General features: G+C 50.9%; 10 protein-coding genes. 7 read left to right on the top strand and 3 right to left on the bottom strand.

All coding sequences use genetic code 11. The annotated features are described in order from the left end of the window. Positions 1 to 81: 81 nt before the first annotated feature. A complete protein-coding gene (gene folE / locus GZ59_RS08925) occupies positions 82 to 744 on the bottom strand; it encodes a GTP cyclohydrolase I FolE (RefSeq protein WP_011094252.1) in 663 nt (220 codons plus the stop codon). Between the two features lie 313 nt (positions 745 to 1,057). Beyond that, complete coding sequence (locus tag GZ59_RS08920) at positions 1,058 to 2,740, bottom strand: methyl-accepting chemotaxis protein (RefSeq protein ID WP_039291256.1); 1,683 nt, start codon at positions 2,738 to 2,740, stop codon at positions 1,058 to 1,060. Positions 2,741 to 3,443: 703 nt separating this feature from the next. Between GZ59_RS08920 and ptrR the strand changes: the two genes are divergently transcribed. The 5 genes from ptrR (at position 3,444) to GZ59_RS08895 (ending at position 7,833) form a co-directional block, all read left to right on the top strand. After that, positions 3,444 to 4,316, top strand: a complete 873-nt coding sequence (gene ptrR, locus GZ59_RS08915; protein ID WP_039291254.1) for a putrescine utilization regulator PtrR — start codon at positions 3,444 to 3,446, stop codon at positions 4,314 to 4,316. 112 nt (positions 4,317 to 4,428) lie between these two features. After that, entirely contained in the window at positions 4,429 to 5,550 is a 1,122-nt protein-coding gene (locus tag GZ59_RS08910) for an S-(hydroxymethyl)glutathione dehydrogenase/class III alcohol dehydrogenase (RefSeq protein WP_039291252.1), read from the top strand. A 39-nt stretch (positions 5,551 to 5,589) separates the two neighbouring features. Further along, positions 5,590 to 6,450 carry an S-formylglutathione hydrolase gene (gene fghA, locus GZ59_RS08905; RefSeq protein ID WP_011094256.1) on the top strand — a complete coding sequence of 287 codons (861 nt, stop codon included), beginning with the start codon at positions 5,590 to 5,592 and terminating at the stop codon, positions 6,448 to 6,450. A gap of 165 nt (positions 6,451 to 6,615) precedes the next feature. Continuing rightward, the gene (locus GZ59_RS08900; protein ID WP_011094257.1) at positions 6,616 to 7,260 is read left to right on the top strand and encodes a glutathione S-transferase; all 645 of its coding nucleotides are present in this window, start codon (positions 6,616 to 6,618) and stop codon (positions 7,258 to 7,260) included. A gap of 360 nt (positions 7,261 to 7,620) precedes the next feature. Then, on the top strand, positions 7,621 to 7,833 hold the full coding sequence (locus GZ59_RS08895) for a KTSC domain-containing protein (protein WP_011094258.1): 213 nt from the start codon (positions 7,621 to 7,623) through the stop codon (positions 7,831 to 7,833). A 61-nt stretch (positions 7,834 to 7,894) separates the two neighbouring features. Here GZ59_RS08895 and GZ59_RS08890 read toward each other — a convergent pair whose 3' ends face one another. Beyond that, entirely contained in the window at positions 7,895 to 8,983 is a 1,089-nt protein-coding gene (locus tag GZ59_RS08890) for an oxidoreductase (RefSeq protein ID WP_039291250.1), read from the bottom strand. Between the two features lie 252 nt (positions 8,984 to 9,235). Here GZ59_RS08890 and GZ59_RS08885 point away from each other — a divergent pair, with 252 nt between their 5' ends. Together GZ59_RS08885 and GZ59_RS08880 are read left to right on the top strand one after the other, a co-directional pair. Next, the gene (locus GZ59_RS08885; RefSeq protein ID WP_039291248.1) at positions 9,236 to 10,747 is read left to right on the top strand and encodes a sugar ABC transporter ATP-binding protein; all 1,512 of its coding nucleotides are present in this window, start codon (positions 9,236 to 9,238) and stop codon (positions 10,745 to 10,747) included. Between the two features lie 71 nt (positions 10,748 to 10,818). Further along, entirely contained in the window at positions 10,819 to 11,739 is a 921-nt protein-coding gene (locus GZ59_RS08880) for an ABC transporter permease (RefSeq protein ID WP_207193806.1), read from the top strand. The last annotated feature ends 235 nt before the right edge of the window (positions 11,740 to 11,974 follow it).

The following is an 11,974-nucleotide window of genomic DNA, read 5'->3' as shown; positions in this document are numbered from 1 at the left end:
GCGAAGATGCTTACTGATTTAGCGATAATCAGTTTGGCGATGACAACCTGTACTTGCCTCATCATCGCCAATAAAAGAGGCTTAATTGTGGTGGCGTACCGCGCGCAAGAATTCCTGACGCGTGTTCTGGCTGGATTTAAACAGTCCGCCTAACGATGTCGTGGTCGTTGCGCTAGTCGCATCACGAATACCGCGTGCCTTCACGCAGTAGTGCACTGCATCAATCGAGACCGCAACATTGTTTGTTCCCAACAGCGTTTGCAGCGCAACCAAAATCTGCTGAGTTAAGCGCTCCTGCACCTGAGGACGCTGAGAGAAAAACTGAACGATTCGGTTGAGCTTCGACAGGCCAATGACGCCATCTTTTGGAATATACGCCACCGTAGCTTTCCCATCGATCATCACGAAATGGTGTTCGCAGGTGCTGGTCAATGTGATATCACGCACGGTGACCATTTCATCGACCTTCATTTTGTTTTCAATGATGGTGATTTTGGGGAAGTTGGCGTAGTCCAAACCGGAGAATATTTCATCAACGTACATTTTGGCGATACGAGTCGGTGTTTCAGCCAGGCTGTCATCGCCCAGATCGAGGCTCAGCAAATTCATAATTTCCGTCATATGCTCGGCAATACGTTGCTTACGCGTATCCCGATCCAACAACGCCCCGCGCAGCGGCGTTTCCAGACCGCGTGCCAGCAGCGCTTCGTGCACCATAACGGCTTCTTTACTTAGTGATGACATTATTATTCTCCTGCAGGTGTAACTATGCCTATCGTATTATCACGGTCTTGGTCAGACCCTAGCGCCGTCAACACTCTAGTTGAGAGAGTAACGATTATCCAGTGATTGTATGTCATGATTGTTGAAATAGATTCAAGTTATCAAGCGCAGCGGGTGCACCAGTGTGCAGTAACGAGGGTCACGAGTACGCACAGAAAAACGACTATTCAGCGATAAATAAAAAAGCACTGAGGCAATAACCCCAGTGCTTTTAACGATAAATTACCTGATTTTTTCGGCTGTCACTGTCGCGACGCCGTTTGTCATGAAATTATCAGAAGGTTTCCCAGTTGTCGTTGGCGTTGCCTTTCTTACCGCCAGCGGCCGCGAGTAACATCGGTTTCTGCGCTGCTGGCGCTTTCTCCGCCAGACGCTGTTGAGGACGACGAGGTGCCTCTGCGGCCGACAGTTGGAACACCGATACGGCTTCAGTCAACTGACGAGCCTGATCTTCCAGAGATGCAGCGGCGGCGGCAGATTCCTGAACCAGCGCGGAGTTCTGTTGCGTAACGCCATCCATCTCGGTAACAGCCAGACCAATTTGGCTAATACCGCGACTCTGTTCATCCGACGCCGATGCAATTTCACCCATCAGATCGTTCACACGAGTAATCGCAGAAATGATGGAATCCATCGCTTCGCCAGTCTGTGTGACCTGATTTGATCCCATGTTGACGCGTTGAACTGATTCCGCAATCAGGCTTTCAATTTCTTTCGCCGCCTGAGCACTGCGCTGCGCCAGATTACGGACTTCACCCGCAACGACCGCAAAGCCGCGACCTTGTTCACCGGCTCTGGCTGCTTCTACTGCCGCATTCAGCGCCAGAATATTGGTCTGGAAGGCAATACCGTTGATCACGCTGGTGATGTCTGCAATTTTCTTCGAGCTTGTCGTAATACTCGCCATCGTCGCCATTACATCTGCCGTGACCTCACCGCCTTTTTTCGCCGCTACAGAAGCGTCCTGTGCCAACTTCGTCGCCTGATGAACGTTATCGGCATTCTGTTTCACCGTCGCACTCAATTCTTCCATACTGGCAGCCGTCTGTTCCAGTGCGGCAGCCTGCTGCTCGGTGCGTGCGGACAGATCGTTATTGCCGCTTTTGATCTCGCTTGAGCCCTGATGAATCGATGCAGAACTATCGCGAATAATTGAAACCGTATTAACCAGACTTCCCTGCATCTCTTTCAGGTAAGGGATCAGTTGCCCAGCACAGTTACGGCCAAACTCGTCAAGCGGGTGACCAAGCTGCCCGGCAGCCAGAACCTGGAAATAGCCTTTGATCATATTCAACGGCTTGACCAGATAGTTAACCAGATAACGATCGGTCAGCAGCAGGATGAGCAACCCAATAATCACCGCAGCCAGCAGGATATAATTACTCCAGTCAACCAGATCGTAGACCTCTTTCATTGACGTCTCTGACGACGAAATAATTGCGGCCTGATATTTATCCATACTACTGCCAAACGCGACGCTCAGCGGCGGGTACGCTTTGCGGAAAAGCTGACGAAACTCCTCCTGACGATTATCACGCGCGGCGTTCAACATTGGCGTCAACCCGTTATCCAGCAATTGGGTCCACGACGCGATCATATTGTCTGCCGCTGCTTTATCGACGCCGACATGTCCAGCGGCTTTAAACGCCGCCAGTTGATCTGACGTGTTTTTAAACGCCGTTGTCGCTGACGTAAATACTTTTTCTGCTTCCGCAGTTTCGCCCGTTTGCTGGAAGTCCATTGAACGCAACAAGCGAGTAACCGTACGAAAATACTGGTCATTGCCTTTTACCAGCATCTCTACGTTTTTACGCTGAGTTTCGCCGGACTCCAATAGTTTGGTCATGCTGCTTAATGAGGTGGAGGTAAAGAAAGATGCTCCGCCCCATACAACTAAAAACAGCCCCAATATTGTTAAAAGCATTGCCCTGATGGTGATATTTTTTAAAAAGTTCACAGAAAACTCCTATAAATTATCTGGCGATTTTCCTCTGCGCTTTCTACAAGATGGCTGCACATTTTTAATTGGAAATACGCCGAGTGTTACGTCACTTAATGAAGAGCTAAGGCTCTCATTAGTTAGAGTTATTTTCCTTTAATGACAAAAAGATACACTTCCTTACAATAACGATAAGGTATTCCTACCATACATTAACATTATCGGCACTTTGGCCGGGCACTTTACGCCCTTGCATCAACAAATGCGATCAAAATAAAGAATTGCGATAGTTTTTGGCTATTGCTTAGTTACAACTATTTACCTATACATTTAACTGTTTATTTTAATTATCTATTTATTTTTCTCTTTTGCTATTGTATCAGGAGACAATACGATTTTATTTTTCTGTGATTATTCTTAATTTTTTCATTCGAGTCTCTTCTGTTAGTAAATATTCCCCTATTCACTGCAATAGTTGATTTTGGTGCTATTAATTCAGGCCGCGATCATTTTATCGCTTCCTTCTTTTTCTAAATCCAAATATTAATCTTGATGATAATTACGCCCGTAATTTCCACCATTCCGGTATGTTTCATCGCGCCAGATTTAGGTTGAGTTCGCTATATGAGTGATCCACACCTGTTGCGAAATGCACAGCTTGCCGCTACAATTCACAAAAAATGAATAATCAAATGCCAGTTCATTACGAAAAGAGAAAGCTATGGATTTGACTCAACTCCGCATGTTCTGTCTCGTCGCCGAAACGGGATCCGTCGCCCGCGCCGCAGAGCAGCTTCACCGAGTGCCCTCAAATCTGACCACGCGGTTACGCCAGTTGGAACTGGAACTCGGCACCGACCTGTTTATCCGAGAAAAACAGCGCCTGCGTCTATCGCCGATTGGGCACAATTTTTTGTGCTATGCACAGCGCATTCTGGCGCTTAGTGAGGAAGCGATCAGCATGACGCGTACGGGTGAACCCGCAGGTAATTTTGCGCTAGGCTCGATGGAAAGCACGGCGGCGACTCGTTTGCCTACGCTATTAGCGGCTTATCATCAGCGCTACCCCAATGTCTCGCTGTCCCTGAATACCGGTACATCGGGGGAAATCATCGAGCGCGTGCGGGCGGGAACGCTAGCCGCGGCGTTAGTTGATGGCCCCGTCGTGTACGATGAGCTGAATGGTTGTTCGTGTTTTGCGGAACGATTAGTGCTGATATCCGATCCTTCGCACTCACCGATTACCCATGCACGAGATGCCAGCCACGATACGCTGTTTGCCTTTCGCCCCAGCTGTTCCTATAGAAAACGCTTAGAGAACTGGTTCCGTCAGGATGGCGTGGTGCCCGGCACCATCATGGAAATTCACTCATACCACGCCATGCTTGCCTGTGTAGCCAGCGGTTCTGGGCTGGCTATGCTGCCCTATGCCGTCCTCGAATCGCTGCCCGCAGGCGCACGCGTTCAGGTACATGAATTACCGCCCGATATCGCAGCCGCTTCAACCTGGCTGGTATGGCGGCGCGACGCTTTCGGCCCCAATGTCGAGGCGCTTAAAAAGCTCATTATTGAGCAGTCCGCTCAGTCGGAATGAACATTTATTTTTAGTGAGCGACCATTTTCAAGAGGGACGACACCGTGATGATCACCGACGTCCTATCATTTAACTTACAACCCATAACGGTATGCCATTAGGAGCCACCACCATGCAAATGATTAAAACCCGCGCCGCCATCGCTTGGGGTCCAAACCAACCTCTTTCGGTTGAAGAAGTGGATCTGATGCCACCGCAGAAAGGTGAAGTGTTGGTGCGCATCGTCGCCACTGGCGTATGCCACACGGATGCCTATACGCTGTCAGGTAAAGATCCTGAAGGTGTATTCCCAGCGATTCTGGGCCATGAAGGCGGCGGTATTGTGGAAGCGATTGGCGAAGGCGTGACTAGCGTTGCCGTTGGCGACCACGTTATTCCGCTTTACACCCCGGAATGTGGCGAATGTAAATTCTGTCGCTCCGGCAAAACAAACCTGTGTCAGGCTATTCGTTCCACACAGGGCAAAGGCTTGATGCCAGATGGCACCACCCGTTTCTCTAAAAATGGCCAACCGATTTTCCACTACATGGGAACCTCCACGTTCGCCGAGCACACCGTCGTGCCTGAAATTTCGCTAGCAAAAGTGAATAAAGAAGCGCCGCTGGAAGAAGTCTGCCTGCTGGGCTGTGGTGTCACCACCGGCATGGGTGCCGTACTAAATACCGCAAAAGTTAAAGCAGGCGATACTGTTGCTATTTTTGGCCTCGGCGGCATCGGTTTGTCGGCGATTATCGGCGCACAAATGGCCGGTGCAGGTCGCATCATCGGTATCGATCTCAACACCAGCAAATTCGATCTGGCACGTAAACTAGGTGCCACCGATCTGCTCAACCCGAAAGATTACGATAAGCCAATTCAGGACGTCATTGTTGAACTGACCGATGGCGGCGTGGACTTCTCCTTCGAATGTATCGGTAACGTTAACGTTATGCGTTCCGCGCTAGAGTGCTGTCATAAAGGTTGGGGTGAATCCATCATCATCGGTGTGGCCGGTGCAGGCGAAGAAATCGCCACGCGTCCGTTCCAACTGGTAACCGGTCGCGTATGGCGCGGTTCTGCTTTCGGCGGCGTGAAAGGCCGTAGCGAACTACCGGGCCTTGTCGATCGTTACCTAAAAGGCGAATTCCCGCTGAATGACTTCATCACCCACACCATGGGGCTGGACGACATCAACACCGCATTCGATTTAATGCACGAAGGCAAATCGATTCGCACTGTGATTCATTTCGGTTAATTGCGCCACTGTCAGGAATAAAAAGGAGGCTGTACAGCGATGAACCCATCACTGGAACTGCTGGAAGAACACCGTATGTTTGGCGGCTGGCAACAGCGCTATCGCCATGTGTCAGACACACTGAACACCGCCATGACGTTCAGCATTTATCTGCCACCAACACAGGATGACACTCCACCGCCCGTGCTTTACTGGCTGTCTGGGTTAACCTGCAATGACGAAAACTTTACGACGAAAGCAGGCGCCCAGCGCGTTGCCTCCGAGCTGGGTCTGGTTCTGGTGATGCCGGATACCAGCCCGCGCGGCGATGGCGTAGCGGACGATACTGGGTACGATCTGGGTCAGGGTGCAGGATTCTATGTGAATGCCACACAGGCTCCTTGGGCAGCACACTACCGGATGTATGACTACATCAGCACGGAATTGCCGGCACTGATCCAGCAGCATTTTAACGTGAATAGCCGCCAGTCCATCAGTGGACATTCGATGGGCGGCCACGGTGCGCTGATGCTGGCGCTACGCAACCCGGAGCAATTTCTGTCTGCATCGGCGTTCGCGCCGATCGTTAACCCAAGCCAGGTTCCGTGGGGGCGTAAGGCGCTTACCGCTTACCTTGGTGAGGACGAAACACAGTGGTTGCAGTATGACAGTTGCTATTTGCTAGCAAATAGCCAGAAAAAACTGCCAATGCTGGTCGATCAGGGGGATTGCGATCAATTCCTTCCCGACCAATTGCAACCGGCAAAACTGGAAGCGCTAGCAAACCAGTATGCGTGGCCGCTGACACTGCGGACGCAGTCCGGCTATGATCACAGCTATTTCTTCATCGCCAGTTTTATCGAAGATCACCTGCGCTTCCACGCCCAGTACCTGTTTGAAGAAGAGTCGCTCACACGATAGTTGTTCGAATAATGGTGCTATGCTTATCTCGTTGAGAGCAGCGCTCAGGTACGCCCTGAGCGCTGTTTCTCTTTCTTGTTAGAACGCAGTCGCATTAAAATATTCGATTACACACCTGCCCTGAACCAAATTACCGGAACCAAGACAAACAAAAAGGAGCAATGGATGATACACGTTCATCACCTCGAAAAATCCCGTTCGACCCGAGCGACCTGGCTGTTGGAAGAACTGGGCGTTGACTATGAAATTATTCGCTACGCACGTGACCCCAAAACCTTTAGCGCCCCAACATCGCTCAAGCAGATTCACCCGCTAGGGAAATCGCCAGTGATTACCGATGGCGAATTGACCATTGCCGAATCTGGGGCCATTGTGGAATACCTGATTGAGACTTACGGTAATGGCAGATTTCGTCCACAGAGCGGACAAGCGTTGCTGGATTATCGCTTCTGGCTGCATTTTGCCGAAGGTTCGCTCATGCCGCTTCTGGTGATGCGTCTGGTATTGGCGAAAACAGAATCCGCACCGATGCCGTTTTTCATCCGCCCGATAGCACGCAAAATTGTGCAAAGTATCGAACAGGCCTTTATTGTGCCGCGATTGACCACTCAGCTTCAGTTCATCGAACAGCATCTGAGTAAACAAAACTGGTTTGCAGGAGAGTCGTTCAGCGGTGCCGATATACAAATGGCAGTACCGCTGGTTTTGGCGAAAACGCGTCTGGATTTCAGCCTCTATCCACACATTCAACAATACATTGAGCGGATAGAAAACCAGCCAGCTTTTCAACGGGCTCTTGCTCAGGATTAACCATGCAATAGGGATATCGCCTCATCGACCACGAACAACAAACTGCCCGATAAACGACAGAGCAAGAATTCTGTGAGCGTTTACTGATTATTCATAACTTAATAAAGATATGCTGCTATCTAACACGGATATATTTCGAGCTATACCCAAAATAATTCGAGTTGCAGGACAAAACGTTAGCGTTTTGAACAACGCACAGTGTTGGCCCTTCAGGGCAAGGCCCACCACGGGCCGAGTATTTGAACGCGGCCAACGCACATGCAGCTTGAAGTATTACGGGTACATAACACGATATGGCTAGAAAGCTCGAAAGGCGTATATCGTCAGGATGCGGTATTGATACGTTGGGAGTGGTTAATTTTGCAGAGAAAACGCGTTTCATCAACAGAGTTGTTTTCAGTCGGGTACGATGCAGAAAAAAGTCAGTTGGAGGTCGAGCTGCTGAACGGGAGCATCTATCTCTACAACGGCGTAGCTCGTATGATTTATGAAGAGCTGATGGCAAGCAAGGCGAAGTACCGTTACTACGCCAGCTATATCAAAAACTCATTTCCCTACGAGAAAACACAGTAGTTTTTAAAGATAAAGAATAGTCTTTAAGGGCGGAGAATTCCCTCCGCCTATTCCCTACTATTTATTTCCCGCTCAACTCAACGGTGTTAAACGCTGCCAGCAAGACGTCTTCATTTAACGACAATGGCAGATAATGAATGGATTCCCCCGCTTGCAAAGTACGTGCAATCACGGCCTGAAGCGCAGCACGATCGTGAATATCCACATCCAACTCAGCCAGCGATGTAGGTAAACCAAACACCTTGAACGCCGCTTTCAACTGGAGCAACGTTTCGCTATCTCCCAGCAAGGCGCTTTGCACCAGAATGCCATAAGCCACTTTGGTGCCGTGCAGAAAGCGTTCGGTTTGCGGCAACACCGTCAAGCCGTTATGAACCGCATGTGCCGCCGCCACGCGAGTATATCGCTCTCCCAACCCACCAACCATGCCGCCCCCGGCAATGATCGCATCTACCACATCCAGAAAATCCTGCGTCAACTCGCCACGCTTGACGGCTTCTAACGCAGCCGCACTTTGTTGCAACAAGACATTGCGGATATCTAGCGCAGTCTGTAAGCCCAAACGAACAGAAAGAGGCAGCGTTTCAGGCTGGGGGCTGAGAACCACGCCTTCATACCACTTCGCCAGCGTATCGCCGACCCCTGCCAGTAGGTATTCCACCGGCGCTGCGAGCATAATCCGCGGCTCCACCAGTACCAGATGGTTAGCATCGGGAAAAATTTCAAAACGCAGTGCCTGTCCGGCATCGTTATACCAGACGGACAGCGGCGTCCAGGCTGCACAGGTTGCCGCAATAGTCGGAATGGCTACCAGCGGCACGCCGATATGACGCGCAGCGACCTTCGCGGTATCCAGTACAGCGCCGCCGCCGACACCGATGACAACCTGACAGTCATCGCCCGCTTGCGCGACCAGTTTTGCCACTTCACCCTCACTGCAATGCGCACTAAATTGAACACGTCGGGCTGAAGGTGCTTCAAACTCGGCCGGTAAATAGGGCCGAGCCGCTGCAATCGCACGCTCACCATAAATCCACAGCGCGTTTTTCAGCACCTCTGGCGGGTAAAACTCCAGCAACTTATCGATAGCACCGGGAAAGGAAAAATAGTTGGCAGGGCCAACCTGTACGCGAACGGTCGTTGTGTGCATGTTTGAACATTCCTCGCCGCCACTTATCTTGAGCACGGCTCTTATCTTATGTTTGCTACTGCTCTACCCTTTTGATAATTCCATTTTATTCACTTGCTTGCCGCAGATTAAGAACTTTTTTATTTAATTTATGCCTTTTCGTTCATAGCCAGCGACTCTCAAACACGTGAAGCTGTATTAAATTCTCTGGGATATATGCTACCTTTCTTTTCCGTTATTTCATGACCTTAACCGCCAAGAGCGTTGCCGACCATGACCTCTACCTCCCAAAGCCGACTGGAGATGCGCAACATTTCCATCTCCTTTTCTGGTTTCCACGCCCTCAAGCAGGTTAACTTCACATTGGAAGGTGGTTCGATTCATGCCCTGACCGGCGCAAACGGTGCGGGAAAATCCACGCTGATGACGATCCTATCGGGCGCTTACGATCACTATCAGGGCGATATTCTGATTAATGGTAAGCTGGTCGATATCCATTCGCCGCGTGATGCCAAGCGGTACGGCATTCATCTGGTGCAGCAGGAAGTCGATGTCGCGTTGGTTCCCACGCTGTCCGTGGCGGAAAACATTATGCTGGATACGCTGGCACAGGACGGGCATCTACTGAATTGGCCGCAGATATACAGTCAGGCGCAGGCGCTGCTTGACCAACTTGGCGTTCCCCTCAATGTTCGCCAACGTCTGGATACCTGCTCGCTGGCCGAAAAACAGCAAATTCTACTCGCCCGTGCGTTATCCCACGAGTGTCGCTTCCTGATTTTAGATGAACCCACCGCCCCGCTGGATCAGGCTGAAAGTGCGCGTCTCTTTCAGGTGGTTCGTCGCTTACAGGCCGATGGCATCGGGATCGTATTCATTTCCCATCGTATTCATGAACTGAGCGAAATCTGCGATACCTTGACCGTTCTGCGTGACGGCGAGTTTGTTAGCAGTGGCGTGATGCAGGGGCTGAGCGGCGAAGAGATTGTAGAGAGAATGCTGGGGCATCGGCTTGACGATATCTTCCCACCGCGCCGTACCACACCTTCAGAAGAGCCGCTGCTTCAGGTCATCGGTTTGCACGACGAGACGCTGCTGCACAATATTTCGCTCACGCTGCACAAAGGGGAAATTCTGGGCATTGCCGGGCTGGCCGGTGCGGGTAAAACCGAGTTGTGTAAAGCACTATTCGGCGCAGAACCCTGCCAGATAGCGCAAGGTAAATATCGCGGCAAACCCTGGCAACCTCATTCGCCTCATCAATCCGTCGAGCAAGGTCTGGCACTGGTTCCTGAAGAGCGGCGCAAGGAAGGCATTTTTATTGATGAATCCGTCACCATGAATCTCAGCATCACGGCCACAGACAGCTTTTCCCTCTGGGGAATATTCAATCGTGGCAAGGCATTGCGCTGGGCGAAACAGATTGTTGAGCGGCTTGCGGTTCGCACCACCGGCCCAGCGCAAAAGCTCGCACGCCTGTCGGGTGGGAATCAACAAAAAGTCGCCATTGGCAAGTGGCTACGCAGTGAAGCACAGGTTCTGATTTTTGATGAACCCACCAAAGGCGTCGATATCAAGGCCAAGCAGGACTTGTTCACGCTGATTGACGGCCTCGCACGACAGGGTAAAGGCATTATTTATGCGTCGGGCGAGTTTTCCGAACTTGTCGGTCTCTGCGATCGCATCTGCGTGCTATGGGATGGCCGGATTGTCGCAGAGCTAAACGCCGCTGAGATTGACGAAGAAACCCTACTTTTATATTCAACTGGAGGAACTCCCACGTGAGTCACCCACTTTCATCTAACGGGGCGATCCCCTTCCGTCACCACGTTTTCGAGTTTCTCTATAAGTGGGGCATGCTGATCACGGTCGTCGCACTGATTGCACTTTTTGGACTCGCGTCGGAAAATTTTCTCGACCCGTATAACATCATCAATATTTTGCGTTCTATCGCCATCGTCACGGTGATTGCGATTGGCGTCTCCATTTCACTGTCCGTTGGCGGGTTTGACCTTTCCGTGGGATCAACGGCATCGTTGGCCAACGCTCTGGTTATCTCCCTCTTTGTCTGGCATGGGTTCGGCACCACTGGCGCGATTGTTTTGACGCTCCTGCTGTGTACGCTGGTCGGGCTATTCAACGCTTTTCTCATCGTTGTGCTGAAGATTCCCGATATGCTGGCGACGCTCGCCAGTCTGTTCGTCATTCAGGGCGTGGCGATGACGTACAGCTATGGCGGTTCCATCACGCAGAACATGGTGTTGCCCAGTGGTGAAATGGCAGAAGGTGTCATTCCTGAGTTCTTTGCCACGCTAGGTCAGGTGCCGGTGATTGTTGTCATTATGCTGGCGGTGACGGTACTGGTGCAGTTGTATCTGTCCCTTACCAAGCACGGTCGCCGGATGTATGCCATCGGCGGCAACCCAGAAGCCGCTCGACTGGCGGGCATTCGCACAGCGCGTTATCGGGTACAGGCGTATGTATTCTCTTCCTTACTCGCAGCGCTGGGCGGCATCCTACTCGCATCACGCATCGGTTCTTCACAGGTCAATGCTGGGGGCGGCTATTTAATGGATGCTGTTGCTGCGGCATATATCGGTTTCTCACTGGCGGGATCCGGTAAGCCGAATGCGCTGGGTACACTGCTCGGTGCCGTCATTCTTGGCGTCTTGCAGAATGGTCTTGTGATGCTCTCCGTGCCTTATTACGCCATGGATATCATCAAAGGTCTGGTTCTCGCGCTCGCGTTGGCAATGACGTATATCCAGAAACGCTGAGACTTCTCGCTTCCGCCCCATTCATCCGAATTCGGGGCGGATTCGCCATTCAGCCCGCTAATACCGTCCCTCACTAAACGAATACCCATCGTTTAAGCACCGAGATACACGGGGAAACAGGCTGGTTGCCGCAGACAAAAGTCACCACATACATGACATTATTTACTTACGTTATTATTTATAGGTGAGCATTTACTATAAAAATAAAATTAACATAAGAATAATCACAAAGGAT

Source organism: Pectobacterium atrosepticum, assembly GCF_000740965.1.
GTDB lineage: Bacteria > Pseudomonadota > Gammaproteobacteria > Enterobacterales > Enterobacteriaceae > Pectobacterium > Pectobacterium atrosepticum.
This window is presented reverse-complemented; position numbering and strand designations above follow the sequence as displayed.